General features: G+C 60.2%; 22 protein-coding genes and 1 tRNA gene. 3 read left to right on the plus strand and 20 right to left on the minus strand.

The window, feature by feature from the left end:
• Positions 1-224 precede the first annotated feature (224 nt).
• The 7 genes from RBB31_RS11500 to RBB31_RS11530 all read right to left on the minus strand — a co-directional run bounded on the left by RBB31_RS11500 (position 225) and on the right by RBB31_RS11530 (position 9,683).
• Complete coding sequence (locus RBB31_RS11500; protein ID WP_306129436.1) at positions 225-1,505, minus strand: glycosyltransferase family 4 protein; 1,281 nt, start codon at positions 1,503-1,505, stop codon at positions 225-227.
• Positions 1,505-2,383 (minus strand): glycosyltransferase family 2 protein, encoded by an 879-nt coding sequence (locus tag RBB31_RS11505; protein WP_306129437.1) that lies wholly within the window; start codon positions 2,381-2,383, stop codon positions 1,505-1,507. Before RBB31_RS11505 ends, RBB31_RS11500 begins: the two co-directional genes overlap by 1 nt.
• Before the next feature lie 283 nt (positions 2,384-2,666).
• On the minus strand, positions 2,667-3,284 hold the full coding sequence (locus RBB31_RS11510; RefSeq protein ID WP_371931322.1) for a sugar transferase: 618 nt from the start codon (positions 3,282-3,284) through the stop codon (positions 2,667-2,669).
• A 350-nt stretch (positions 3,285-3,634) separates the two neighbouring features.
• Positions 3,635-5,032: a hypothetical protein gene (locus tag RBB31_RS11515; protein ID WP_306129439.1), complete on the minus strand. Its 1,398-nt coding sequence runs from the start codon at positions 5,030-5,032 to the stop codon at positions 3,635-3,637.
• A 133-nt stretch (positions 5,033-5,165) separates the two neighbouring features.
• On the minus strand, positions 5,166-6,233 hold the full coding sequence (locus tag RBB31_RS11520) for a glycosyltransferase (RefSeq protein WP_306129461.1): 1,068 nt from the start codon (positions 6,231-6,233) through the stop codon (positions 5,166-5,168).
• Between the two features lie 49 nt (positions 6,234-6,282).
• Entirely contained in the window at positions 6,283-8,496 is a 2,214-nt protein-coding gene (locus RBB31_RS11525; RefSeq protein WP_306129440.1) for a polysaccharide biosynthesis tyrosine autokinase, read from the minus strand.
• A complete protein-coding gene (locus RBB31_RS11530; protein WP_306129441.1) occupies positions 8,493-9,683 on the minus strand; it encodes a polysaccharide biosynthesis/export family protein in 1,191 nt (396 codons plus the stop codon). The genes RBB31_RS11525 and RBB31_RS11530 overlap by 4 nt, the downstream gene beginning before the upstream one ends.
• 286 nt (positions 9,684-9,969) lie before the next feature.
• Between RBB31_RS11530 and RBB31_RS11535 the strand changes: the two genes are divergently transcribed.
• The gene (locus RBB31_RS11535; RefSeq protein ID WP_306129442.1) at positions 9,970-11,463 is read left to right on the plus strand and encodes an oligosaccharide flippase family protein; all 1,494 of its coding nucleotides are present in this window, start codon (positions 9,970-9,972) and stop codon (positions 11,461-11,463) included.
• A gap of 900 nt (positions 11,464-12,363) precedes the next feature.
• Here RBB31_RS11535 and RBB31_RS11540 read toward each other — a convergent pair.
• Entirely contained in the window at positions 12,364-13,974 is a 1,611-nt protein-coding gene (locus tag RBB31_RS11540; protein ID WP_306129443.1) for a hypothetical protein, read from the minus strand.
• Positions 13,975-14,402: 428 nt separating this feature from the next.
• Between RBB31_RS11540 and RBB31_RS11545 the strand changes: the two genes are divergently transcribed.
• Together RBB31_RS11545 and RBB31_RS11550 are read left to right on the plus strand one after the other, a co-directional pair.
• A complete protein-coding gene (locus tag RBB31_RS11545) occupies positions 14,403-15,518 on the plus strand; it encodes a DegT/DnrJ/EryC1/StrS aminotransferase family protein (RefSeq protein ID WP_306129444.1) in 1,116 nt (371 codons plus the stop codon).
• Positions 15,519-15,599: 81 nt separating this feature from the next.
• On the plus strand, positions 15,600-17,360 hold the full coding sequence (locus RBB31_RS11550; protein ID WP_306129445.1) for a GMC oxidoreductase: 1,761 nt from the start codon (positions 15,600-15,602) through the stop codon (positions 17,358-17,360).
• A gap of 66 nt (positions 17,361-17,426) precedes the next feature.
• Here RBB31_RS11550 and RBB31_RS11555 read toward each other — a convergent pair.
• The 12 genes from RBB31_RS11555 to RBB31_RS11610 all read right to left on the minus strand — a co-directional run bounded on the left by RBB31_RS11555 (position 17,427) and on the right by RBB31_RS11610 (position 26,128).
• Positions 17,427-17,503 (minus strand) — tRNA-Arg (locus RBB31_RS11555).
• A gap of 81 nt (positions 17,504-17,584) precedes the next feature.
• A complete protein-coding gene (locus RBB31_RS11560; protein ID WP_306129446.1) occupies positions 17,585-17,875 on the minus strand; it encodes a hypothetical protein in 291 nt (96 codons plus the stop codon).
• Between the two features lie 66 nt (positions 17,876-17,941).
• Positions 17,942-19,162: a cysteine desulfurase gene (locus RBB31_RS11565; RefSeq protein ID WP_306129447.1), complete on the minus strand. Its 1,221-nt coding sequence runs from the start codon at positions 19,160-19,162 to the stop codon at positions 17,942-17,944.
• Between the two features lies 1 nt (position 19,163).
• Positions 19,164-19,775 carry a YIP1 family protein gene (locus tag RBB31_RS11570; protein WP_306129448.1) on the minus strand — a complete coding sequence of 204 codons (612 nt, stop codon included), beginning with the start codon at positions 19,773-19,775 and terminating at the stop codon, positions 19,164-19,166.
• Complete coding sequence (locus RBB31_RS11575) at positions 19,772-20,257, minus strand: YIP1 family protein (protein WP_306129449.1); 486 nt, start codon at positions 20,255-20,257, stop codon at positions 19,772-19,774. The genes RBB31_RS11570 and RBB31_RS11575 overlap by 4 nt, the downstream gene beginning before the upstream one ends.
• On the minus strand, positions 20,257-21,543 hold the full coding sequence (gene sufD / locus RBB31_RS11580; RefSeq protein WP_306129450.1) for a Fe-S cluster assembly protein SufD: 1,287 nt from the start codon (positions 21,541-21,543) through the stop codon (positions 20,257-20,259). The genes RBB31_RS11575 and sufD overlap by 1 nt, the downstream gene beginning before the upstream one ends.
• Positions 21,544-22,299 (minus strand): Fe-S cluster assembly ATPase SufC, encoded by a 756-nt coding sequence (sufC, locus tag RBB31_RS11585; protein ID WP_306129451.1) that lies wholly within the window; start codon positions 22,297-22,299, stop codon positions 21,544-21,546.
• Between the two features lie 30 nt (positions 22,300-22,329).
• Complete coding sequence (locus tag RBB31_RS11590) at positions 22,330-22,932, minus strand: hypothetical protein (protein ID WP_306129452.1); 603 nt, start codon at positions 22,930-22,932, stop codon at positions 22,330-22,332.
• Position 22,933: 1 nt separating this feature from the next.
• The gene (locus tag RBB31_RS11595; RefSeq protein ID WP_306129453.1) at positions 22,934-23,248 is read right to left on the minus strand and encodes a heavy metal-binding domain-containing protein; all 315 of its coding nucleotides are present in this window, start codon (positions 23,246-23,248) and stop codon (positions 22,934-22,936) included.
• A 4-nt stretch (positions 23,249-23,252) separates the two neighbouring features.
• Positions 23,253-23,471 carry a hypothetical protein gene (locus tag RBB31_RS11600; RefSeq protein ID WP_306129454.1) on the minus strand — a complete coding sequence of 73 codons (219 nt, stop codon included), beginning with the start codon at positions 23,469-23,471 and terminating at the stop codon, positions 23,253-23,255.
• A 92-nt stretch (positions 23,472-23,563) separates the two neighbouring features.
• Positions 23,564-25,084: a Fe-S cluster assembly protein SufB gene (gene sufB / locus RBB31_RS11605; RefSeq protein WP_306129455.1), complete on the minus strand. Its 1,521-nt coding sequence runs from the start codon at positions 25,082-25,084 to the stop codon at positions 23,564-23,566.
• Positions 25,085-25,108: 24 nt separating this feature from the next.
• Complete coding sequence (locus RBB31_RS11610) at positions 25,109-26,128, minus strand: cysteine desulfurase family protein (protein WP_306129456.1); 1,020 nt, start codon at positions 26,126-26,128, stop codon at positions 25,109-25,111.
• Positions 26,129-26,196: the final 68 nt, after the last annotated feature.

The raw sequence follows: 26,196 nt of genomic DNA on the forward strand, positions 1-26,196 counted from the left end.
TGGAAAGAAACCTATCCCACTGCCATGCAAACCCAAGCTTGACGAAAACCAGAAGCGGCACATGCGAATTCGACCCTCTGCACCACGTCAGTGTCAAGCGAAAGTGCCCGGCAGCAAGTCCAAGGCACGTCCCCGGACCAGGTTTTGAAGGAGCCTGGCCCATACACGCTCAGCAAATGGTTTCGGGCCGAGTCTGCGATTTGGCGGAACCGAAACTTCCCCGGCTAAGGCCGCGTGGCATTTGCCCTCTCTCGTGGCGTAAGGCGCGCTCTTGCCTGACCTGCCACGGTATCTTTCAGCAGTTTACTGTAGAGGTCGCACAGCGCATCGCACCACTGCTCCGCGCTCAGCGACAAGTGTCGGCCACTGGTTCTCGCGGCCTGCGACATGTCAGCGACGGCGCGATCATTGCCACGCAGTTCCCGCAGAACGGCGGCCAGCGCCTCTTGGTTGCCAGCCGTGAAACTTCGGCCCATGCCAAGCCTGTTGATATCCTGGCTGAGCAGCATGCTGTCCGATATGATCACGGGCACACCTGACAAAAGCGCCTCTACCGGTGCCAGGCCGAATGGCTCGGGACCAAGCGTAGGCGCGATCAGCAGCCGCGCTTTCTTCATGGCTGCCTGCAGCCCTGCCCTATCCTGCCAACCGCTGTAGACATGCTCGGGGTATTCATCGAGAAGCCTTGCCCTATCCCGTCCTTCGCCGACGAAGGTCACACGCACACCTGCCTGCCGGCCTGCCTCCGCCAGCAGGAACACGCCCTTGTAGGCATGGATGTCTCCTATGTAGAGAATATCCCGGTTGCGTTCCGCCGCGAGTGGTGCGTGCAACAGCGGATCGACCGGGTTTGGAATAGTGCGCACCGGCCCTTCCGCCCCATCTGGAAACAGGCGGGCCTCCATTGCTTCGTGGATCAGGATCGTTGTGACACCGGCCGACAGCCGCCTCCGGGCGCGGTTCTGCAACGACTGGCGCGCCACACGCCAGAGCTTCTGAGCATAGCTGCGCTTATCGCAATTCCTCAGCACGCACCCCGAGGACAACGCCCGGCGGTTGCAGGTTTCTCCCGATCTGAAATCGAAGAAAGCGCCGTTGGGACACGCCAGAAAGTAATCATGCGCATGCATGACCGTTCGCGAGGCGACAGGCCGCAGGGCGGCAAGTACCGAAGGTGAGAGCGTTTGGTGATAGCCGTGAACATGGTAGACGGTACCCGGGCTGTCATTCGCATCCACCCAGTTCGACAGCAACCGAAGTGAATTCGCGTTCCAAAGCCCGCCAAGCGCGGCCTTGACCTTACCCTGCTCCAACAACCTGCTGCCCCCCGCCGCAACCGCGTCGACGCCTTTTTCGGACAGACAATGGGAATCTCCCGAAAAGAACGTTACCGGCACCGTCCGGTCCGCCAGAGACCGCGCGTGAAGCAGCGCCAGCTTCGACGCCCCTCCTTGGACAGTGGAGAAATCGCTCAGGATGACGACACGGTCGAGTTGCACCTGCATCACTCGAACGAGAGTATCTGTTCAGGACTCAGGCGCCCGCGCGCCAAGTCCTTGAAGGCACGAAAATTACCGATGAGCCGCCCCCTGCGATCGACCTCCGGCTCGGGCTTCAACGATTTAACGACATTGCTGATCAGGTTTCGGGACATGATGTTCAAGGCGCGAGTCCTGGACATGGTCCCTTTCCTGGCGAGGTACAGAGGATTTGCGATCTGGGAATAGCCAAACCGTTGACCGCTGCCTCGACCGGTCTTCGTGCCGAGATGCACCCCCCTCAGCAAACGGGAGGTGACGATCTTTCCATAGCTGGCGACCTGGCGGGAAAAGTCTACGTCCTCGAGCCAGCAATAGGCTTTCAGCCGTTGATCGAACCGCAGATTGTTCTGCACGACAGGCCTGGCCCTGAGCGCCATGTTGCAACCGTAGCAGTTATACACGGGTGTCAGGGCAAAATCGTCAGCATCAGCAGGTTCCGAAACAAGCGTACGGCCATAGTCATGGCTCAGCCCCGGTCCATGAATTCCGTCCGCCAGGACGTGACCGGTGCACATGGCGACCTCTGGATTGTTTTTGAAAAGCCGTTCCAGATTGGCGAGGTAGTCGGGTGCGAGAAGGAAGTCATCATCCAGAAAGAGCACGATATCGTCTTCTCGCAGCATGGCCAGAGCCGCGTTCCGCTGGGTCGTAAGCCCCCTCTCGGTCTGGATGACGGCGACCTGAAACGGCAAGTCAGAAACGGCGTCGGTACAAACGTCCCCTTCGTCGGCCACGATAAGCAGGGTCAGGTCCGGTTTGCGGGTCTGCCGTTCCAGATCCTTTACCGTTGGCGTCAGGATCGAACACCGGTTCGTAGACGGGATTGCGACTATCAACCGCATATCGCAAGACGCTTTCTCATCGCACTAAACCACAAAAAAATACCAACGATCCAACGCATATATTGACACGCTACGAACTGTCCGCCACCATTTGGAAAAGAGCAATAAGAAACGAGCAGACAATAATGAAAACCTATGTTTTTGCCGGCCGTTCGGCGTGCCGTGGTATTGTGCAATCGATTTCCGGCAACACACTTAGGCTGGCCGTCGTTCTCGGTTGCGGCACTTTCTGGGTCGCGGTTATCGGAACTGTTGCGGTATAGATTTCAAAGCTTTTGAACGTCTATTTCGCTCCATCCACCGTAAGAATGACCTTCACGGTTTTTAGAATGATCCGCACGTCCCCCCAGAATGTGCGGTGACGTACGTACTCGACGTCCATAGCGACCCGCTCCTCGTAGGTGGTATTGCTGCGACCGCTCACCTGCCAAAGACCTGTGATGCCCGGACGGACGGAAAGATACTCGTAGGAATGACTGCCATAGTGGACCAGCTCGTCCTCGACGATGGGGCGCGGACCAACGATGGACATTTCCCCTCTCAGCACGTTCCAGAACTGGGGCAATTCATCCAGGCTCGTTTTGCGGAAGAACTCTCCGATGCAGCTCACCCGAGGGTCGTCGTCCAGCTTCTGGTTTGCGGCCCATTGCGCACGTGCCTCGGGATCGCTTTCGAGCAGCTTTCGCAATTGCTCATCCGCGTCCACGACCATCGTTCTGAACTTCAAGCATTTGAATTGTTTCCCGTTCTTACCCACGCGCTTGTGTTCATAAAATACGGGTCCGCCCTCTTTCAGCAGGATGACCAGCGATATAAGCACGATGAACGGTGCAAAGAACAAGAGCGCCAGTAATGCGAAACACTTGTCGAAAAGCGATCGCAGAACACGGTCACTTCTGATCTTATTCGGGGCGAGGAACTGGGAGCCGACATATCCTTGGTGAAGTGCCCTTAGATCTGTTTCCCCATGAACTTGATCTCTTGAGCTCATAATACAGACACTGACTTAAATGGGACTAGCATGATGGTTACCGTACGAAAGACAAAACGAATTGGACCGATTAGAGAATCGGGACACGTTCAATTATAGATCATACTGCCCTTTTTGCCTCAAATCTTTACCGAAAATTAAGAAATTGCGGCAGAAGGAAGGCATAACCGCCAGAGGTTAAAGGTTTTTTTTGTTAATTTTTTCGTAGAATGTGTTGAAAATACGTCTTTTTTCAGATCGACGGTCATTCCTTGATCGCTCTAACTCCGCATATCTCTGCCTTGCAGCGGCATGCCTGGTTGATGGGCCGTTTCTTCGTCACGGCCGAGATTGTTGGAGACACGCACAGATGCGTCGCGCGAGACGGCCGCCAGTGCGGCCACGGACATCAGCAATAGCGTCGGATCTGCCGTAGTGGCCGACAAAAGCATCGAGCAAAGCAAGGTGAGACTGCTGACCCTGCTTGCGTAAAACATCCGCTGGATTTCTGCGTCCTGGTGTCCGATCGGCTTTAGAACCGCATAGTACAGAAACCCCGCGAAAGCGATCACGCCCGGCAGTCCAACACTCCCCATCAGGACGGATAACAACCCGTTCCCCCTGAGCGAACCTGCCCCTGCCCCGAGCCCCCATGTTTCCCAGAAGGCGACGAAAGCAGTGTAGGCCCACGCGCGGCGCTCTATGCCAGACATCGAGTTGCGCTTTTCGAGGATCAGGCGTTCGATCATGTCCGAGATCAGATCCGTGGCGGGTGTCAGAAGCACGAACAGGCATGTCGCGAAAACAACGGCCGCGGCCAGGATGACGAGCGCATGCGCAAACGTCCGGGACAATGTGTTTGTCAGAAAACCGCGGGCGTGCAGAAGGATCAGCACGCCAGCCCCCAGCAACGCCACTGTGCCGGTCGAGGAGAACGCGAGCACTGTGCACACCATATTGCCAATGGCCAAAATGACATCGCGCGACTTCCGGCCTATCAATGCGGACATCGTGAAATAGGCTGTAAGAGTGGACGACGCCGCAGCGAAACTCGCCGGCTCGGAGAACCCGCCGATGACCCGCGCAAAGCCCGCCATTTGCTGCTGATTGGCAAGGCTATAATCGGCTGTCCGGATAATCGCCAGCAAGTCATCCAGAGCCAGGAAATCCAGGATGCCCAGGATGATGTTGATCCACGCTGCGCAGACGAGCCCAAACTCTATGACATGGCTGCCCCAGCGTTTCGCCGCACTGATCGCAGCAAGGAAAAAGCCGCAGGACAAAAGGATATAGAACGACTGCGAAAGGTTGGAACCGCTCGGTCGCAATAGCCACATGGCGGACGGATAAGAGATGCTGACCTGAGTTGTCCCGGCGTTGAGGTTCAGCGGGAAGACCAGGAAGTCACCCTCGAACAGGCGCACAAGGATAAACGCCGAAAACAGCGCGTACCCGGCGAAAAAGACCAGGTACCTGCTCTCAGGCGGCAACATCACCGTCGTACCCGAGGTCCGGGATGCCATCCGACGCACGACCAATGCAGCTATGGTCAGCATCGCCAGAAAGTTCGCAAGAAGTAGAGACAGCCCGGCCAGGCTAATCGCCGCGAACATCCCGAAAGGCAGGACGGCGATCACAAAGGTGATCCCCTTCTCCAGGTTGCGCAGAACCACCCACAACCAAGCTATTATGAAAATGGCAGCGAATGGGGCAAAAGTCATTGTGGCGTCCCGGCTAGGTCATGAAGTGCGGCTCGCAAACGGCATCGTTGTCTTGGCCGAGCGTTGCGTGAACCAAGCAGGACTTGCCAGGTCACGCGGCGCCTGCTGCCAGCACTCCATCGACGATCTCAGTGAATTCGCGTCGAAAACGGTCTCCTCCGAAAGTTTCAGCATGCGCACGGATCACCGAAGGGTCAAACATCTCGGTTTGATCCTCGAACCTTTGGATCACTTCACGGATGGCTTCCGGCGTCTGCGCGTCGAAGAACAGGCCGGTCTTGCCATCCACGACGCTGTCCAGGGCCCCGCCACGCCCATAGGCCAATATCGGAGTTCCACAGGCCATTGCCTCCACCGGGACGATCCCGAAATCCTCTTCCGCCGGAAAGACGAGGGCGCGCGACGTCTGATAGAGGTTGCGCAGGTCCAAAGCGGGCACGCTTCCAAGCAGCGTCACGTTCGCGGGCAGGTTCTTTTCAAGTTGCGCGCGCTGGCTTCCATCGCCAACGACAATCAGCTGTTGGTCCAAGCCACGGAACGCCTCGATCACGAGGTCCGCACGCTTGTAGGGCACCAGTTGTGACACGAACAGGTAGGCCTTGCGCTCCGCGTCTGCGTCGGGCAGCCCGAATTGTTCGAGATCGACCGGCGGGTGCACCACGCTGGCGTCTCGGCGATAGTAGCGCTTGACCCGCGCGCCGACGAACGTCGAATTGGCGACGAAATGATCGACCCGCGCCGCTGTCGTTACGTCCCAGATGCGCAGCCGATGGCAAAGACGGGAATAATACATGCGGCCCAACCGCCCCAGCTGCCACTTGTGCAGTTGGTAGTGATCCCAGATGTACCGCATCGGCGAGTGAATGTAACAGATATGCGGTGTCCCCGGGGGTACGATGACGCCCTTGGCGGGCCCGCTTTCCGATGAAATGACCAGGTCGTACCCGGACAGGTCCAGTTCTTCCAGGGCCCGCGGCATGAAGCCGAGGTACTTCTGATAGTGCCGTTTGGCCCACGGCAGTCGGGAAACGAACGTTTCCACGATTTTCTGGTTCGCCAGAAGATCGGACAACTTCTCGCGGTCCGCCACATGGGTAAACAAATCGGCTTGCGGATAAAGGCGGACGAGTTCCTCGAGGACCCGCTCGCCTCCGCGCATGCCAACCAGCCAGTAATGGACGATAGCGACCTTCACCGTTCAATGTGCCCTAGTACTCGTAATTGAACATGTCGAGTTCCGTTCCCTTTGAATGGGAACGACGCACCATCGTCAAAACCGTCCCGACCACATTGGCATCCTTCGCTTTCTCAAGGCGATGCAGCGACTCTGTGACGACTTTGGAGGACGTGCTGTCACACTTCACCGCCAACAGAGTGGCATCGGACAAACCGGCCAGAAGCAGCGTATCGGAAAGATGGAGGATCGGGGTCGCGTTGATGACGATCATGTCGTACTTTTGCGACACGCGCGTAATCAGCCCCGACAAGGCCGGAGAAGACAGCAGATCGGAGGCTTTGTCCGTGCTTCGGCAAGGTGCAATGACATCGATCCCGAGTAACTCGGACCTCTGGATCAGATTTTGCTGCTTTATCTTGCCCTCGAGGAAGTCAACCAGACAACTGCCGTCTTTCGGCATGTCCAGAGCTTGGCGAATATCCGGACGGCGCAGATCAGCATCGATAAGAAGAACGGATTTCCTCGGCTGGATGAGCACTTTCGCAAGGGTGCAACTCAGCGATGTCTTGCCTTCATCCGGGACCGATGAGGTGATCATGATGACCTTGGGCTGGTCTCCGTGATCGACATTGAAGAGTTCCGTGCGAATGGCCTTGACCCGCTCGAGGTAGGGCGACCCCTGCTCTGCAACGAGTTCGTGTCTCAGCCAAGCATTCTTGTCTTTGAACGCGCTGCGGACATAGGGCAGAACCGCCAGGTTCGGTAGGTTCGTCAGCGCCCTGAGTTCCGACGAGTTCGAAACAGGCGAGCGAACCAGATTGCGCAGGAAGACGAACCCGATCGCGGCGGCCAGCCCCATTATCATCGTGGACAGCAAAAAGAGCGTCTTCTTCGGCCCGGACGGGACGACAGGCGTGACCGCCGTACCAATCACACGGGCCTCGGGCGTCTGGAAATCAGCCTGAGCCTTGGTTTCTTTGAAGCGTGTAAGGAAGTTCTCGTAAACAAGCCTCGTTGCCGCCGCGCTCCGCTCCAGCTGTCCAAGCCGAACGGAGTCCTTCGACAGCTTGTCGGCCTGCTCCGATACGATCTGGATCTGATCTCTCAGCGCGGTTTCCCTGTTTCCGGTGATACGCACGTTGCTGCGCAGTTCCTCCACCCTGCGGCGCAGCTCGCCCTCGATGCTTCTGTCGATGTCGGATATCTGCGCCGATATCCGGATCATGTCCGGATGCCGCGGCCCCAGCGAGCTTTGCAATTGCGCCCGGGTGGCCGCGAACTCCGCCAGGTCCTGCTGGAGAGTTTCAAGCAACGGTGAGGTCAGGACATCGCCCACTGCGTCCAAGCCACCTTCCTCCAACAGATTTTCGACCTGGCGCAGGCGAATTTCCGAATCCGCTCTTTCCGTCGTACTCGCGACCAACCTGATGTTCAGCTCTGCAAGCAGTTGATTGATGCTCTCTTCGCTGCCCCCGGCTGCATCTATCATCTCGGCCTTGAAATCCACGACCGCGTCGTCGGCTTCCTCCACCTGCACGCTCAATTCGTTCAGCCTTTCAGCAAGCCAGGAATTGACGCGTTGTGTGGCCACGGCCTTCGTATCGAGCAGACTCTCGATATACTCTTCCGTCGTTGCGTTCGCGATTTCCGCGGCAAGTTCCGGGTCCGCGCTGTCTACCCTGATGGCGATCACGTAAGACACACCCACCTGCTCTACGGCGATCCGTTGGCGCAGCGCGTCCACGACCCATGACCGAAGCACGCTGTCGGGCAGCCTCTGGGCAACCTCATGACTGGGCTCGCTTCCCGTGACCAAACGCTTGATGAACGGCCAGAGACCCGGCCAACGCGGCAAACGGGGATCGAATTCGGGATGGTTGGTCAGGTCCAACCTGTCCACGACCCGACCGATCAAGACGTTCGAGCGTATGGTTATGATTTCCCCAGCCAGCACCGCACTCGTCACGTTGAGGTTCGAAATCACCTCTTGCGCAGGGGTTATCTGCTCCTCTCGGGTATCGAGGATGACCGACGCACGCGCAGAGTATTCAGGTGGTAGCGATTGCAGGTAAATGTAGCCGAGAACAGTGAACGAAACCACGATCGCCAGGATCAGTCGCAGGTTCCGCTCCAGAACCGAGTACATCCCCATCAGATCGATCGACTGAAAAGGCTGCTGAAGCCTGCTCGTGCCTGCCTCTAAGGCAGTATCCCGCCAGCTGCGCGTATGGGGTGTCGGTTTCATCCCTCGGTCTCGAGCGTATCCGGCGATTTGACGACGACCACGAGCAGGTCGCCCGGCAACAGCTCGTCATAGGGTTCCAGGACCTCGTTCACGAACTGGCCGTTCTCACGCCGGCGCACCTGGTACTCCAGCAGGTATTCGGTATCCAGGCCCGATGCCGCGCTCATCCATTGGTCCAGCAGACGAATCCGGTCTTCGATAGACGCCCTGCTTGCCTTCAGCTTCTTGATATCACTCCAGAACATCTGCGATTCATTCAGATGCTGCTTCTTCAGATCAGAGTCGAATTGCGACAGTTCGGACTCGATATCCGCAAGCTGTCCGCGGGCATCCGATTTCTGCTCCTTCAGCCTCAGCAGGTCGCTCTGCGCCTGGGCAAATCCCAGTTCGCTCGCGTTGACGCTCGAAGTCTTGACCAATCCGCGTTCGGCCATGTCCTTGACCCGGGCCAGGTCCGCTTCCGTGACCTCCAGGATTTGCCCCTGAATGACTTCGCGCTGTTCCAGCAATGCGATACGATTGCGCGCCTCCTCCGCCGCATCCGTAAGCAGTTTCCGCCTCTTCGAGACATCCTCCGCGGACAGGGCGATGATCTGATCCTCCTTGATCTTGTGCTCATCGAACAATTCGCGGTTGATGTCGGCCCTGGCGTCCTCGGGCAGGTTCGACCATGAGGCGCTGTCTTGCCCCTGCAATTGCGCCTGCACACGCGCATACTGCGCCGCCGCGAGCGCCAGATCGAATTCGTGATTGTTCAGCGCCCCTTCGAGGTTGCGACGCTCCAGCACGCGCGCTTCCTCATTGTTGGCCGCGATCGTCGGCCCGCCGGCCAGGCCGACGCCCTGTTCGGCAGTCATGAACGGTTGGTAGTCGTAGTTGCCGGGTTCACGCACGTCGCCCAGAACAGAGATCGGCCGAAACGCTGCGATGGACAATTCGATCGAGGGGTTCACGAAGATCTCTCGTTCGATGTACGCTTCCTTGATCTGCAGTCGTGCTTCCCCAACAGTCTTGGATGACACGACCAAACTGCCGATGAAAGGAAGCTGCACAGCCCCGTTGCGGCCGACGATGAAACGCTCCGGTGGATCGGCATCGTCGAGCACGTCCAGCTCGAGTTCGTCGCCAACATTTATCAGATAGTCTTCAGGTGTCGCCGCCGATACACCTGTCGTCAGAACAAGCATTGCGAGTGCAACAAGCCATACCAGGCACTGGACTCCGGGTCCGGAAGAGCTGGCAAATACAGGGCGTCCCAATTTAAAGCACATTTCGAATCATTAAATCCACCATAAAGAAACTGATGATAGCAACTTGATCTGTCTATGCCAGTGGCTTGCATCAGCTAACTCTGGGCTTTTGCACCTGCACCGATACTTTCGTAAGACCTTCGGACGTTAACAGTGTTAATAGCTGCACACTATTAAATAAAAACAAGAATTTAGATTCGGGAATCATGATAGACAATTTCTCATGAGCAGGCCGAGCCAGACAAGCGCCACATCAGCTTCGGCATTCAGGGGCGGAACTTGGACTCTTGTATCGCGTGTCATTATCCAAGCCATTCAGTTCGTGGTATTTCTCGTCGTCGCGCGATGGGTTGACCCGGCAGCGTTCGGGCTGTTTGCACTTGTCGCAGCCTGCGTGGTGATCCTCGAGCAGCTGGCCATGGCGGGCTGGGCCGAATACATCATGCAGAGCGAAACCGCAGAGGAAGAACACGGCAGCGCGGTATTCATCGCCGTCGCCAGCGGATGCTTCGCCTCCGCAGCGGGCGTCGCGATCGCGATCATTGCCGGTCCGCTTTTCGATACCCCCGACCTGGTCCTGCTCGGCGTGTTCATGTCGATCCGCGTTGTATTTTCCGCCACGGCAACCGCCTACGCTGGATTGCTGAACTGGCAGGACAGGCTGGAATCTGCCGCGGTCTGCGCCGTACTGGGCGAAATCACAAGCCTCGTCGTGGCGGTCTGGGGCCTCTTTGCCGGTTACGGCATCCTGGCCCTCGCCCTGGGCCGTGTGGCCGACGGAATTGTTTGGGCGCTGTCAACGGGCATAAGTGCCAGAGTACGACCGCGGCTTCCGACAGGCCTCTCCCTCGTCAGGGAAATGGCAAGCTTTTCCAAGCACATCATCCTGACCAAGGTACTCTATAATTTGCGCCTCTACGCCTCTACATTCATCATCGGCGGGTTCGTCGGGCCGACGGCCGTCGGCCTGTTCAGGGCTGCACAACGCATCATCAACGGCTTTGAAGAGATATTCAGCGAGCCCGTCCGAGTGCTCTCGTGGTCGCTGTTCCGAAAGGCGCGCGAGGGCGACGAAGGCAGCCGGACCGGGAAGTTCGATGAACTCTCGCAGATCTTCTTCCGCGTCCAGCTGTACTGCGCCACGCCGGTGTTCGTTGTCATAGCAATCCTCGGTCAGGATCTGATCGTCGGACTGGTGGGCGACGAATGGGCCGCAGCGGGACCGGTGGTGCAGATCCTGGCATTGACCGGCCTCGTCCGGCTCTCGGGCCATGCGTCGATCCCGATCCTGTCGCTGGCCGGAAGAACCGATCTGCTCCCCCGCATAATCTTTGTCTTCTCGATCATCACCGTGTCCTGCATCCTGATCGCAGCAAGCTATGGCATCGTGGCGATCGCGATTTCCGAGCTTGTTGCGGCGCTGATCATTTTCGCTATCAACGCCCATGTTCTGAGACGTCATGCGAACATCTGCTGGACCCGAATTCTCAAAGGATGCTGGCGTATCCTGCCGGCGCTGGGACTGGCGATCGCCGGGTACATCTTCGCGGTAAGGTTGGAAATTGCGCATCAGCTCCCTGCCCTGCTGCGCTTCACCATCCTGGGTCTGACCATGATTGCCCTGTACATCCCCGTGATCCTTTTGCTTGACGGAACCATCAGGCGAATGCTGGTCAGTCAGTTCAGCAAAGACCGCGGCGCTAACACCAAGGCCTGAGCCTTGCAACCTAAAATTGAGTACTATATTCTTTAGGGCCAGCCGCACCATCAGGAACGGACAGCATCGTGCAGTTCCCGTTCCCGAGATGCCCCAGGAATGAGGTTCACAATGCAACACGTCTTGTGAAGCACGCCATCGGCCAAATCTTGCGGTAAATGGCCGGCAAGACGAAAAGTAGTTATTTTGTTTCTTAAGCGAGTTACAACACGTCATGCACCCACAGGACCACACACAGCCAAAAGATTGGGCTTCCGAGGATCAGGTCTTGGATCGATCCGCGCGGCAGTGTGTTCCGTTCGGAAAGCGCACTCTCAGAATTTCGGTTGTCGTCGGATGCGCCATGACCTGGGCATTGATCCTTCTCGCCTTTGCCCTTTAAGTGGCTGCAAAGTAACAGAATTTCCCAATAAGGAAACAATATACGAAGCCTAGCGCCACTGTTTCCATACCGGAAACAATTTAATCCTAAGGTTGCGCCTCCACCCGTGTTCAGAAGCAATCCGTCGAAATCGTCTGCCTCGCGTCGTACGACAAAAGCAAAGAACGAGGGGCTTACACTCACCTGTAAAATCCAGACCGAATCAACAATTTTCAAGAGAATTCAAGCGCCCTTAGCCGTTCTTGATGGGTTTCCGCCCGTTCAAATGCCGACAAACAAAAACGTATCTGCCTTCGATCGGCTTTGGAGCCGGGGCTTGATCATACCCAACGCGCGTCGCCCGGAACGTGTATGTCTCGACAGTACCGGAAATGAACCGGACATCATCGCCACGCCCAGCAGAACGATCGAAAAACATCCACAGGTTGATTGCACAAGAGCGCGACGCCGCGTGCCACGCATTCTGCCTTACCGATATAACCCGCGTTTCGTCGCCTAGGCTGGGACCCTCCTCCGCGTCACTCTTCTGCCGGCAACTGAAAAACCTGGATCCGCCGCCGAACCGAGCTGTCGCCGGACGGTCCTGCGGGGGCCAGTTCGAAATCGACGACATCGCCCGCTTCCAGAACCAGTTCGAACTGATCGAGTTCATAGGGATCCGCCTGCAACTCCGGCACCTCCAGCAGAATGTTCCGATTGTGCCGGATGATAAGGCGGGACGGTTCGGAATCCTCTGATGTCCTCCACCACCCCCCGACGAGATACGCGCCCGCCTCGTTTGCGGTGAACCGCTCTATGGCATGGTATGGCTTGTCGTGAAAACGCGCCGTCGTGATGCCGGTGTCGCGCACGGCCAGCGGTGCCAGCTCGGGCGAACCGCGGTAGCTGGTCCAGTTCCAGTCAATGATCTCCAACGGTCTCAGCGACCTGCCGGCGCGTAGGACCAGGTAACTCCAGGGCGGCTGATTGAACTGATATAGACTGTCGGCCACCAGCCCTGCGGACTCCACCGTTACGTCGATGCCTTCCCCGATCACGTAGACCGGAGTGTCCGACAACACGTCCACCCTGTCGATGCGCCGTCCGCGCGTGTCGTAGAACTCCGCCGCCTCGTCGACCTTCAGCCTGCCGCCCGCCCCCCAAACCGCGTAGGCCTTGCCGTCTGAACCGAACTCGAAAACCCGGACAGACGGAAGATCACTGCGTGAAACCGGTCGGCCCAACGGCAACAGGTTCTCCTGCAGGAAGCGAAACGCGTCTGCCGCAGGCTTTTCGGTTTTGCCGTCCTCTTCCAGCAACCCCATATTCGGCCACCACGGCTCGTCCGTCAGCGCATACCAATGCGCCTCACGTACGCCTGCGGATGCAAGTTCGATCACCATCTTGCTCATGTAGTCCGGCGCCTCTTCCGGATCTTCCAGCCAGATACCGAATTCCGTCGCATAAAGCGGCTTTTCCCCCCCGAAAAGCTGCATCAGCTGCTTGAGGCGATCGATCTCGACGCGCAGCGTATAAGGATAATCGCGATAGGGGTGAAACGAGATGCCATCGCAGGCCAGCAAGCCCCCTGCCCGGAAGAAATCGCGATAGAACTCCATCGCGATCGTATTCAATCCCGCGCAGACAATCTCGGCGCCGGGATTGTCTCGGGCCAGTTTTTCGTCAACGGCCCGTACGACCGCGGCAAGGTTCCCAGGCTTGTCTTCGGCGAACGGACCAGTCACGAAGTCATCCGAATTCACTTCGTTCCCTATCTCGATTGCAATGTTCTCCGCACCATAGTGGGAGTAAATCGCACTGATGAAGTTTGCCACGCCGGCAATACCTTCATCGGAATAGGGTGTTTGCCCCTCATCATAGAGCGGGTTTCTTCCGGTAAACACGATGAAAGGCTTGATCCCCGCCTCGATCAAAGGCTGCATGTACTGGTCGGCGATCGAAAAATCGTAGATGCCCTTCGTGGTCTCACTCTCGCGCCAACTGATTTCGTCGCGCACCGAGACTGCACCAAGCTCTGCCGCGCGCTCGATCAACTGCGTCGACCAGCCCTGCTCGAAATGGGCCTGTACCCCGAGCCGGAACTCCGGCAAATTTTCCTCGGCACGGCCTTGGGCTCCCGCGATCATCATGGATGTCAAAAGCAATGGTCGCAAAACATTCATCGGGCTCACCAATCTGATAAAGGACCCCGGCAGGTGCCGGAATGGAACTTGATATAATTGGCTTCATGATAGCACGCCCGGCACTGTCGGCGCGACTCAAAGCCACCATCCGGCGCAGTCACAAGCACGTCAGGACCACAGATGTGCACAAGCGGCGTGCTACTCTCTTGCGAAGGTGACACCGGGCGAGAGGCGCTGAGGTGCACTTGGTCTCAGCCTGTGCCGGCCCACAAAAATCTTGAAAGGCCGCAACATATTCGGATACGATTTTCGAACGGCCATCGGCCGCAATTAATTCCTTTGTTTGCATAACAAGTATTTGGCTGGGGGAAAACATGCCAAAAGTTGGATTACGGGAATTCTATACTCTGGGTCGCACTCTCGCGAACGGGCAATTGCTGCGTTATGCGCGGGGCAAGCAAGGCTACACTGCCAGGTTCGAAGCGCAACTCGCAGAGCAGATCGGGATCAAGCACGTTCTCACTGTCAACAGCGGAACCAGCGCGCTGATCACGGCGCTGGCAGCGGCTGGCATCGGTCCCGGTGACGAGGTGCTCGTGCCGGCCTACACATGGGTGGCCACTGCACTGGCGCCGCTCGCGGTAGGGGCCGTGCCCGTCCTGGTCGATATAGATGAAAGCCTGACCATCGATCCGCGCGACATTGAACGCCGGATCACGCCGCACACCAAGGCCATCATTCCAGTGCATATGCTGAACCTCGTCTGTGACATGGACGCGATCATGGAGATCGCGAAACGTCATGATCTCTTGGTGATCGAAGATGCCTGCCAAGGCGTTGGTGTGCGCTACAAGCAAAACCGGGTGGGAACCATCGGCGACCTTGGGGCCTTCAGCTTCAACCACTTCAAGAATATGACCTCCGGCGAGGGTGGCGCGGTGCTCACCAACGACGATCGATATTTCGTGCGGGCCCAGATGTATCACGATCCCGGCAGCTTCATCCGGGGCCACGACAAAACCGACGAACCGCTGTTCTCGGCCATGAATTTCAGAGTATCCGAACTGACCGGAGCGGTGCTTCATGCCCAACTGCCCCGGCTGGACCCGCTACTCGACCGGATGCGCGTGCGGTATCCGATCGTCGCCGAAGCTTTTGACAACCTGGATCATTGCCGCTTGTCCCCGCACAACGATCCCGAGAACGCGGTCGCGTTGAGCGTCATTTTCGATACGCCCGACGACGCGGCGGCCGCGGCGCGAACCCGTGGGATGGAACGGCTGATCGACACTGACAGGCACGTGTTCACGAACTGGGACGCGGTGCTGTCGAAACGCGCTTTCAATCCGAAGATGAACCCGCATAACTGGGCGCACCGCGACGTCCAGTACCGTGCAGAGGATTATTCGACGACATTGGATATACTCGCACGGACCTGCAGGGTCGCCCTGGGTGCGCAGTTCCCGGTTCCGTTCATGCGAATGCGCAAGCGGGTTATTCGCAAGGCAATCGCGAGCCGTCCGATGGCGCCCGTCGCAGCGATGGGCTGATCAGACCCTTTCGGTATTCCGACGACCAGACTTGGAGAAGGCAATGCGATTTGCGGCAGGGGCGGTACTGAGATTGGGATCGTGCCTGGGCTAGAGATTTCCCAGATCGCCGATGGTGATGCCGAAAACCGCCTGTCTTGCGATGTGCTCGTGATCGGCGGAGGCCCCGCCGGATTGACCGTCGCCAGGGGGCTCGAGGGATCGGGCCTGGACGTGCTGGTGCTGGAAAGCGGGCAGCTTGAAGAAACGCCGGATGCAGATGCGCTTAACCATGTGATCGTGGATTCCGCGACCTGGACAGAGGCGCAAGCCCGAAGGCGAACGAAATACCATGCGCCTCAGACAAAATTCTGGAGCCACGAGCGGCAGGGATACGGCGTCAGGTGCCGGACCTTGGGAGGATCGACCGTTGCCTGGGCCGGCAAGTCCGCAGCCTTTGGCGGGATTGACTATGCAAGACGGGACTGGGTGCCCGGCAGCGGTTGGCCGATCGATCATCATGACCTCGGCCCCCACCTGGACCGCGCGGCCGCAAGCCTCAACCTGGGCGCAAACTGCTATGATGACCATCTTTGGACGTTGATGAAGCGAAGACCGCCCGAACCACGCCCCGATCCTGCCGTGCTCGGCTCGTTCTTCTGGCAGTTCTCACGCTCGACGATCAGGCCGATGGAAGTGATGCATGTCGGGACAGAATTCGTGAATGCGCCGGCCCGTGGGTGCCGGATCATGACCGATGCGACCGCCATCGAGATCCTCACGAACGCCACAGGCAAAATGGCGACCGGCGTGCGCGGTGCGAGCAGATCCGGCAAACCGTTCATCGCGAAAGCCGGAACAGTCGTACTTGCCGCGAGCGCCATTGAAAACGCGCGTATCCTGCTCAACTCCAGGGCGCATGATCGACACGGACTTGCCAACTCCCATGACACGGTCGGTCGATTTCTCATGGATCACGCCGGAGCGGTCGTGGCGGGGTTCGAGAGCCAAGACATCGACAGAATGGCGCAGCTGTTCGGTTTTTTCGGGCTGAAGACCCATGGTGCCGTCAACATGTACATGCGTGGCATCGCCCCAAGCGAGAGCGTGCAGCAAGCCGAAGGCCTGCTGAATTGCGCAGCTTACATGCCGGGTGAACGCGCGCCCGACAATCCGTGGGATGCCCTGAAACGGATCCTTAAACGGCGAAGCGAAAGCTATCTCTCGGATGGGATGACCGTCGCCAAATCCCCTGGCCTGATCGTCCGGGGCATGGGGCGCCTCGCGATCCAGAACCCAAGGTTTCCGCAGGGTCTGTCCCGGTTCATTGTCGATCAGGTCATTCGCTTCAGGCCGAACATGGCAGTGGAAGAATTTATGACGGGCGGTGTCCCGCACAAGCTGGTGAGGCTCCCGATAGAAGTGATCTGCGAGCAGGCGCCTGATCCGGAAAACCGGGTCACCCTGTCCAGCCATGTCGATCGTTTCGGTGTGCCCTATCCAGAGGTGCGATGGAAGCTAGGCGAACTGGAGCGACGAACCATCATGCGTTTTGCGGAACTCATGTGTCTCGAGTTCGAGAAGGCCGGTTTGCCTGTACCGGTTCTCGAGGACTGGGTCAGGCAAAACGACTTCGAAAAGGCGTCGATCATCGATATGGGGCATACGGCGGGCACCACGCGGATGTCCGATGATCCCGGAAACGGCGTCGTCGATCGGAACTGCAAAGTGCATGGAATAAAAGGCCTCTACGTGGCAGGCGCGTCGGTATTTCCCACAAGCGGCCATGCGAACCCGACCTTGATGATTGTCGCCCTCGCCTTTCGCCTCGCGGATCATCTGAGGCATCGCTCAGCGACGTGAATTAGCGGCCTTGATACCATCTGACGCGCTTTGAACGCGACGCAGAGTATTGAACGTAATGGTAAGTGGCGCACCTGAAAGGATTCGAACCTTTGGCCTCTGCCTTCGGAGGGCAGCGCTCTATCCAGCTGAGCTACAGGTGCCTGCTCCGTGCTATACCCGGTTCGTTTCCCCGTCGCAACGATGAAAAACCGAGCTCGGACAGCGCAGGCCGCCGTGCGATGTCAGGGGCGTCCGCCCTGCTGCCCGCCGCCACCGGTGCCGCCGCCGGACTGGGGCTGGCCCGGAATACGGGGCGTCTGCGGATCGTAGTCGGGCAGGCACTCACCACGACCGGCGGCGCTGGTTTGCCCTCCGCCACCGGGACAGCCACCGCCGCCCCCGTCGCTGTCATACTTGGTCATGATCGGGTCGGGCGTGATCGCGGCCCGGCTCTGGGTCGTGGGGGTCTCGGTGCAGGCCGACAGGGTGGCTCCCATGAGGGCGGCAAAGGCGGTTGTGCGAAGCGTGAACATGATGATCTCCTTGGTGTTCCGGCCATGGGTCGGTACGCCAGGATGATCCGTTCAATCTTTTTTCGGTCAAGCGAAAAGCTCGTGCGCCAGTTCCAGCGCGTCGACCAGCGCGTCGACTTCGGCCTCGGTATTGTAAAGGCCGAACGAGGCGCGGCAGGTCGCCGTCAGCCCGATATGATCCATCAGCGGCCCGGCGCAGTGATGCCCCGCGCGCACCGCCACACCCTTCTTGTCGAGGATGGTCGAGATGTCATGCGCGTGCGCCGCGCCGTCCAGCGTGAACGAGAAGATCGCCGCCTTGTCCGGCGTCTGTCCCTGCACCTGCAACCAGTTAAGCCCGCCGAGCTTGCCCACGGCATAGTCGCGCAGCCGGTCCTCGTGGGCGGCGATGTTTTCCATCCCCAGCCCCATCATGTACTCCAGCGCGACGCCCAGTCCGATGGTCTGCACGATCCCGGGCGTGCCCGCCTCGAACTTCATCGGCGCGGCGGCATAGCTCACCTCGTCCTTGCTGACCTCGCGGATCATGTCGCCACCGCCCATGAAGGGCCGCATCTCGGCCAACCGGTCCTTGTGCACGAAAATCGCGCCCGACCCCGACGGACCATACAGCTTGTGGCCGGTGATGGCATAGAAATCCACGCCCAGCTCATCCAGGTTCAGCGGCATGTGCACCGCCGCCTGGCTGCCATCCACCAGCACGGGCACGCCCTTGGCGTGGGCGGCATCTATGATCGTCTTGACGTCGACCTTGGTGCCCAGCACGTTCGACAGGTGCGTGATCGCCACCAGTTTGGTTTTCGGCCCGATCGCGTCGATCACCTTTTGCGGGTCCAGCGCGCCGGTGCTGTCGGTGTCCACCCATTTCAGCGCCACGCCCTGCCGTTCGCGCAGGAAATGCCAGGGCACGATGTTGGCATGGTGTTCCATCACCGACAGGACGATCTCGTCGCCCGCCTCCATCAGGGGCATGGCCCAGCCATGGGCGACCATGTTGATCCCCTCGGTGGTACCGGAATTGAGCACGATCTGGTTTTCGTTCGCCACGCCAAGAAAGCGCGCGATGGTGCCGCGCACGGCCTCGTATTTCTCGGTCGCCAGGTTCGACAGGTAATGCAACCCGCGATGCACGTTGGCATATTCGTGGCTGTAGGCCGTGGTAATCGCATCGATCACCACCTGCGGTTTCTGCGCGCTGGCGCCGTTGTCGAGATAGACCAGCGGCTTGCCGTTCACCTCGCGCGACAGAATGGGAAAGTCGCGGCGGATCGCGTCGATATCGTACATCTCAGACTGCTCCTGTCGTTGTGGCGAAAAGGCCGCCGATGATGCCCGTGATGATGGACAGCCCCACCAATACGCCGAAGATTGCAATCAACATCACGCCGAACGCCTTGAGCGGGCTGCCTAGCCCATGCGCCACATCGAGCATGTTGGACACCGCCCACATCCACCAGACGATAAAGACCAGCAGACCCAGTGACGACAGGATCGGGATGACGAGGCCCAGAAGGACAAAGCCCGCCACCAGCACGAAGCTGACCGCCTGCAGCAGGGTGATGACCGCCAGAACCTCGGGCAAGCTGCCGCGCCCGCCCAGGCCGCGACCGACCCAATACAGCATGAAGACCGACAGAACCGCCCTGCCCCATTGCATGACCGCAAAGATCAGCGGCGAACTGTAGACCGGCGACGTCCTGAGAAGATCGCCAAGCTCGCCCTCGGGAATGGGCGCGGCCTGAACCAGTGCGGCCACGACGCCCGAGGTCACGACGGAGATCAGCGACACCGCGATCCAGAGCGCCTGCACGGGCAGGTTCATCCCCAGGATCCGCGCCGCCCCGCTGCGCGGGTCTCGCACGGTGGTCACGAACAGGGGCTTGAGTGCTGTTTCGGTCATGACTGTCCCCATCCCGCTTCGCGCAGGTCCGAGACCCAGACCCACAGGAACGCCACAAGCCATATCGCGCCCACCGCCGTCAAGCCCGGACCGGGGCCGATGAAACCCGCCACAAGGCCATGCAGCAGCTTGATCGGACTGGCCACCAGCCATGCCCAGAACAGCGCCAGCCGCGTGGCATAGCCCGAGGCGCGGCCGCCCATGATGCGCACCACAAGCTGGGTGAGCGTGCCGATGCCGTAGAAGATCAGCGGCGCGATGAAGATCCATCCCAAGAGCGCCCCGCCCAGCATCGGGTTCAGCTCCTGCCCGGTCAGGTGCGCCTCGCGCGCAAGGCGCGGCCACTCGGAAATGAAGAAGAGCGCGCAGCCCGCCATCAGGATGGCCAGCGCACGCCCTTCGTTCGCGCCCATCGCCAGCAGGCGACGGAACACCGTTCGCGGGCCGCGATAGGCGGCCACGATATCGGTGGTGACCGGCATCAGCCGCGCCGCCGCACCAGCCAGCCTTCAAGGCGCGCGACGATCCCGTCGCGCAGGCCCTCGTCCTCGATCTCTTCCACCGCCTCGGCCAGGAAGGCCAGCGTCAGAAGGTCGGTCGCGATGGACCTGGGCACGCCGCGCGCGCGCAGGTAAAATAGCGCCTCCTCGTCGATCGCGCCCGAGGTCGAGCCGTGCGAGCAGGCCACATCGTCGGCGTAGATCTCCAGCTCCGGCTTCGCCAGGAATTCGCTGTCGCCATCCAGCAGCAGCGACTGGCTGATCTGGTAGCCATCGGTCTTCTGCGCGCCTTCCTTCACCAGGATCTTGCCCTGGAAAACGCCCACCGCGCCGTTGCGCAGGACCTTCTTGAACACCTGCCGGCTTTCGCAATTCTCGGCGTCATGGGTGATGAAAACGGTGTCGTCATGGTGAAAATCACCGTCGCCGACGCAGGCGCCCGCAACATGCGCGATGGCATCGTCGCCGGTCAGCTCGATCACGCACTCGTTGCGCGTCAGCACGCCGTTGGCAGTCATGGTGAAGGACTTGAAGGCGCTTTCCCGGCCCAGCCGCGCGAAGATATGCGTCACCGCGCGGCGCTCGTGGTCGCGGCCTTGGGTGCGCACGTGGTGGAATGCGGCGGTGTCGGCCACGTCGACCTCCATCACCTTGTTGAACCGCGCGGCGGCGGGCCCGTTTTCCAGAACGGTCAGATCCGCGCCCGCGTCCAGCTTGATGACGTGGTGCAGGATCGCGTCCGAAGTCTCTGATTCGTGGTGATAAATCAGGTTGATCGGTTTGCTGGCCTTGCCGGTCACATGGATCAGCACGCCATCGCTCGCGGCGGCGGTGTTCAGCGTCGCCAAAGGCCGCGCCACGGGCGTCTGGCCATTGGTTTCCAGCGCGCCGTACAGGTCCTTGGCCCAATGGATATCGGCCTGGCCCGCCTCGGCCAGACGGTCGATCTTCACGCCCTCAAGGCTCAGGTTATCGCTGGCCTCGGCATCGAACACACCGTCCCGGAACACGATCTTAAGGCGGTCGACATCGTCGAACATCTCGGTCTCGTCGCTCTCGAACACGGCGGCCTTGGGCGCCTCCGCCTCGACCAGCGTGTCGGGGCGGGTGAACTTCCAATACTCGTCGCGCCGTTGCGGCAGGCCCGCGGCCCGCAGCCGTGCCAGCGCGTCCTCGCGTGCCACCTTGGACCAGCCAGCCGCGTCGGGCAGGCTCAGCGCGGCAAGGCGCGCCTCGGTGGCGTCCTGTTTCGCTTGGGGCAAGGCCATTTACGCCACCTCCGCCTTGATATCGGCATACCCGTTCTTCTCGACCTCGAGCGCCAGTTCCGGCCCGCCGGTCTTCACGATGCGGCCTTCGGACATGATGTGCACCACGTCGGGTTTGATATGGTCCAGCAGGCGCTGGTAGTGCGTGATCACCAGGAACCCGCGGCCCGCGTCGCGCAGCGCGTTCACGCCCTGCGACACCAGCTTCATCGCGTCCACGTCGAGGCCGGAGTCCGTCTCGTCCAGAATGCACATTTTCGGTTCAAGAACAGCCATCTGCAGGATTTCGTTGCGCTTCTTCTCACCGCCCGAGAAGCCCACGTTCACGGGCCGCTTCAGCATGTCGTTGCTCATCTCCAGCGTGGCGGCCTTCTCGCGCACCAGCTTCAGGAAGTCGGCCGCACTCATCTCTTCTTCGCCCCGCGCCTTGCGCTGCGAATTCAGTGCGGTGCGCATGAAGGTCATGTTGCCCACGCCGGGGATCTCGACCGGGTACTGGAACGCCAGGAACAGCCCCGCCGCGGCACGCTCTTCGGGCTCCATGTCCAGGATGTCCTCGCCTTCCAGCGTGGCCGTGCCGCCGGTCACTTTATAGCCCTCACGGCCCGACAGAACATAGCTCAGCGTCGACTTGCCAGAGCCGTTCGGCCCCATGATCGCGTGCACCTTGCCCGCCTCGACGGTCAGGTCGACGCCTTTCAGGATGGTCTTTTCCTCGTCTTCAAGATCGACCTTCAGGCCTTTGATCTCCAACATCTTTCTCTCCTTTTTCCTGTCGCTGCCCCCTCAGGGGCGCAGCATCATCTCGATCACGTTCAACAGCTCGTTCCGCGGCAGGGTCAGCGGCTGAACCTCGAACCCCGCCATGCGCCCCGTCATCCTTGGGGCGCCAATGAATTTCTCGACCACGTGGTACTGCTTGCGCCGCTTGTAGTCGTCGATAAACAGCTGCACGGGCCGCTCGGTGCGAAGCGCCGTCGCCAGGACGCAGCCCGTCCGGAACCGCCCATCCACCAGCACCACGTCGGGCTGGCGGAACTCGGGCAGGTCCCAGACCTCCAGCGTGTAGCGCGGGTAGCGCATGTACTGCTCCGCGTCGGTCGGATAGCCCCACTCCTTCGTCGGGCCTATGTCGGACCAGATCACGTCCACCTCGGTGCCTTTGGCGGGCGCGTTCTCGTCGAACCAGCGACGCATCATCAGCGCCCAGTCCTTGTCGCTCTCCACCGAGAAGACCCGCTTGCCCGGCATCTCGCCCGCCATCACGGTCGACCCGCCCGACCCGTATTCCAGGATCACGTCGGCACCCGCGTAGGCCGCGCGCAGCACCTCCGCCTCGGCCTCCGGCAGCGTCAGCTCGGGCCGCGATATGGTGGCGGTCGGGTTCATCTCAGTCCAGCACCACCGCCGTCCCGCTGGCCGAAACCATCAGCATGGAATCCGCCAACACCTCGTAGTCCAGGTCGACCCCCACCACGGCATTCGCGCCCGCAGCCTTGGCCCGCTCTTCCAGCTCGTGCATGGCGGTGTCGCGGGCATCCTGCAGCTTGGTCTCGTAAGCGCCCGAGCGCCCGCCGACGATATCCGTCACCTGTGCGAAGAAATCGCGAAAGACATTGGCCCCCATGATCGCCTCGCCCACCACGATACCGCGGTAATCGATGATCTTGCGCCCTTCGATGGTGTTCGTCGTCGTGATGATCATGGTATCACTCCGTCTTGTCGTGCGAAGCCGCCCGCGCCGCATTCAGGATTCCGACCACGCGCACGCTCAGCCACCCCCAGATCATGAACAGGACCAGCCCCATGCCAAGTTCGGCCAGTTCTGCCTGACCGGGCCGGATCCAGCCGCTTTCGACCGCCTGCAGCGCGATCTCGTCATGGCTCATCGCCAGAACGAAGACCAGGAAATGGCCAAGCAGCAGCATGGTAAAGGTCCGGGTGCCGGACCGCAGGCGCCCCGAATGGCCAAGCCTCGGCAGCCGGCTCCGGGGCGCCTCGGGTGTCCGGCACCCTTCGGTCATCCCACGCTGCCTTCCAGCGAAATCGCCACCAACTGCTGCGCTTCCATGGCGAACTCCATCGGCAGTGCCTGCAGCACGTCCTTGCAGAACCCGTTCACCACCAGCGCCACGGCCTCTTCCTCGTCCATGCCGCGCTGGCGGCAATAGAACAGCTGGTCGTCATCGACCTTCGACGTGGTCGCCTCGTGCTCCACCCGGGACGAGTTGTTCTTGACCTCGATATAAGGCACCGTGTGCGCCCCGCATTCCGAGCCGATCAGCAGGCTGTCGCATTGCGTATAGTTGCGGCTGTCCTTGGCCTTGGGATGCATCGAGACAAGACCGCGATAGGTGTTCTGCGCGTGGCCCGCACTGATACCTTTCGACACGATCCGGCTCTTGGTGTTCTTGCCAAGGTGGATCATCTTCGTGCCGGTATCGGCCTGTTGCCAGTTGTTGGTGATGGCGATGGAATAGAACTCGCCCTGGCTTTCATTGCCGCGCAGGATGCAGCTGGGGTATTTCCACGTCACGGCCGAGCCGGTCTCGACCTGCGTCCACATCACCTTGGCCCGGTCGCCCCGGCAATCGGCGCGCTTGGTGACGAAGTTGTAGATGCCGCCCTTGCCCTCTTCGTCGCCCGGGAACCAGTTCTGCACCGTGGAATATTTCACCTCGGCATCTTCCTCGACGATGATTTCCACCACGGCGGCGTGCAGCTGCGAAGTGTCGCGCTGCGGCGCGGTGCAGCCTTCGAGGTAGCTGACATAAGAACCCTTGTCGGCGATGATCAGCGTCCGCTCGAACTGGCCGGTATTCTCGGCGTTGATGCGGAAATAGGTCGACAGCTCCATCGGGCAGCGCACGCCCGGCGGCACGTAGACGAACGAGCCGTCCGAAAAGACGGCCGAGTTGAGCGTCGCGTAGAAGTTGTCGTTCACCGGCACGACCGACCCGAGGTATTTCTTCACCAGCTCGGGATGCTCGCGGATCGCCTCGGAGATCGAGCAGAAGATCACGCCCGCCTTCTTCAACTCCGCCTGAAAGGTCGTCCCGACGCTGACGCTATCGAACACCGCGTCCACGGCCACCTTGCGGCCCTCGGCAGGCGCCTCCTCGGCGCCCTCGACGCCGGCCAGGATCATCTGCTCCTTCAGCGGAATGCCCAGTTTCTCGTAGGTTTCCAGCAGCTTGGGATCGACCTCGTCCAACGACTTGGGTTTGACCTCCATGCTCTTGGGCCGGGCATAGTAGTACTGATTCTGAAAGTCGATCTCGGGATAGTCGACCATCGCCCAGTCCGGCTCTTCCTTCTGCAGCCAGCGCGCGTAGGCCTGCAGACGCCACTCGGTCATCCACTCGGGCTCGCCATTCTTCTCCGAGATCAGCTTGACGATCTCCGGCGTCAGCCCCTTGGGCGCGTACTCCATCTCGATATCGGTATTCCAGCCGTACTTGTACGTGCTGATGTCGCGCACCGCGTCGACCGTTTCCTTGTCGACGCCTTCCTTGACTTGGGTTTCATCCAGTGCCGCCATGGGCCACCTCCTCGGTTTTTCTCTTCACGCCGCGCGGGCGCGGAACTTGTCATGCTGTTTCACCCAGGCTCGCGCAAAGGCCAGCACCTCGTCTTCCGTGTTCGCGGGGCCCAGCGAGACCCGGACGGCGCTCTGCGCCTCCACCTCGTCGAACCCCATCGCCGCCAGCACGCGGCTTGCCTTGACCTTGCCGCTGGAACAGGCCGAACCGGCCGATATCGCGAACCCCGCGAGATCCATCGCCATAACCTGCGTTTCACCCTTCCAGCCGGGCGTGATGAAGCAGGATGTGTTCGGCAGCCTTTCTTCGGATTTCCCGACAAAAATAGTCACTGGGGAGGATTCCTCAATAGCGTTTTCTAGAATCCTTCTAAGTTTTTTCACCTCGTCCCAAGTTCCGGCCTCCAGATCCCGCTGCGCGGCCTCCGCCGCGGCGCCGAATCCGGCGATGCCGATGATGTTCTCGGTGCCCGACCGGCGCCCCATCTCCTGCCCGCCGCCAGGGCTGAGCGCCGGAATATCCACCCCCTGCCGAACGATCAGCGCGCCCACGCCCTTCGGCCCGCCCAGCTTGTGTGCCGACATCACGCCCAGATCCGCACCCGACCAGGCGAACGAAAACGGCAGGCGGCCCACCGCCTGCGTGATATCCAGAAGCAGCAGGTTCTCGCCGGTCTCGGGCTGCGTCACCACCCCGGTCTCGGAATTGGCCAGCCCCATGGCGCGCACCATTGGCCCACTCTCGCCCGGCGCGTGATGCGCCCAGAGCGCGTCATGCGCGGTCGGCTGCACCTCCACGGTATCAAAGCCCGCCAGAACCCGCGCCGCCTCGGTCGCGCCGGAGGTGAACACCACCTCCTGCGGCTTGCACCCCACGGCGGCCGCCACCTGAGCCCGCGCCCGCTCCACCAGCGCCTTGGCGCTGCGCCCCTCGCCATGCACCGACGACGGATTGCCCACGACATCCATCGCCGCAACCATCGCCTCCCGCGCCTCGGCCCGAAGGGGCGCCGTCGCGTTGTAATCGAGGTAGACCCGGTTCAAACCGTCCCCCTCTTCTTCTGGCCATAAATATCCCGGGGGTCGTCGAAACACCGTTTCGACGTCGGGGG

The sequence above is a fragment of the Roseovarius sp. MMSF_3350 genome (genome assembly GCF_030733425.1).
GTDB lineage: Bacteria > Pseudomonadota > Alphaproteobacteria > Rhodobacterales > Rhodobacteraceae > Roseovarius.

What these genes read in the sequence shown, in the direction of transcription:
- RBB31_RS11500 (WP_306129436.1), bottom strand. Translation starts at nt 1,505, where the DNA reads ATGCAGGTGCAACTCGACCGTGTCGTCATCCTGAGCGATTTCTCCACT.
- RBB31_RS11505 (WP_306129437.1), bottom strand. Translation starts at nt 2,383, where the DNA reads ATGCGGTTGATAGTCGCAATCCCGTCTACGAACCGGTGTTCGATCCTG.
- RBB31_RS11520 (WP_306129461.1), bottom strand. Translation starts at nt 6,233, where the DNA reads ATGCGCGGAGGCGAGCGGGTCCTCGAGGAACTCGTCCGCCTTTATCCG.
- RBB31_RS11525 (WP_306129440.1), bottom strand. Translation starts at nt 8,496, where the DNA reads ATGAAACCGACACCCCATACGCGCAGCTGGCGGGATACTGCCTTAGAG.
- RBB31_RS11530 (WP_306129441.1), bottom strand. Translation starts at nt 9,683, where the DNA reads ATGCTTGTTCTGACGACAGGTGTATCGGCGGCGACACCTGAAGACTAT.
- RBB31_RS11535 (WP_306129442.1), top strand. Translation starts at nt 9,970, where the DNA reads ATGAGCAGGCCGAGCCAGACAAGCGCCACATCAGCTTCGGCATTCAGG.
- RBB31_RS11540 (WP_306129443.1), bottom strand. Translation starts at nt 13,974, where the DNA reads ATGATGATCGCGGGAGCCCAAGGCCGTGCCGAGGAAAATTTGCCGGAG.
- RBB31_RS11560 (WP_306129446.1), bottom strand. Translation starts at nt 17,875, where the DNA reads ATGTTCACGCTTCGCACAACCGCCTTTGCCGCCCTCATGGGAGCCACC.
- RBB31_RS11565 (WP_306129447.1), bottom strand. Translation starts at nt 19,162, where the DNA reads ATGTACGATATCGACGCGATCCGCCGCGACTTTCCCATTCTGTCGCGC.
- RBB31_RS11570 (WP_306129448.1), bottom strand. Translation starts at nt 19,775, where the DNA reads ATGACCGAAACAGCACTCAAGCCCCTGTTCGTGACCACCGTGCGAGAC.
- RBB31_RS11575 (WP_306129449.1), bottom strand. Translation starts at nt 20,257, where the DNA reads ATGCCGGTCACCACCGATATCGTGGCCGCCTATCGCGGCCCGCGAACG.
- sufD (WP_306129450.1), bottom strand. Translation starts at nt 21,543, where the DNA reads ATGGCCTTGCCCCAAGCGAAACAGGACGCCACCGAGGCGCGCCTTGCC.
- sufC (WP_306129451.1), bottom strand. Translation starts at nt 22,299, where the DNA reads ATGTTGGAGATCAAAGGCCTGAAGGTCGATCTTGAAGACGAGGAAAAG.
- RBB31_RS11590 (WP_306129452.1), bottom strand. Translation starts at nt 22,932, where the DNA reads ATGAACCCGACCGCCACCATATCGCGGCCCGAGCTGACGCTGCCGGAG.
- RBB31_RS11595 (WP_306129453.1), bottom strand. Translation starts at nt 23,248, where the DNA reads ATGATCATCACGACGACGAACACCATCGAAGGGCGCAAGATCATCGAT.
- RBB31_RS11600 (WP_306129454.1), bottom strand. Translation starts at nt 23,471, where the DNA reads ATGCTGCTGCTTGGCCATTTCCTGGTCTTCGTTCTGGCGATGAGCCAT.
- sufB (WP_306129455.1), bottom strand. Translation starts at nt 25,084, where the DNA reads ATGGCGGCACTGGATGAAACCCAAGTCAAGGAAGGCGTCGACAAGGAA.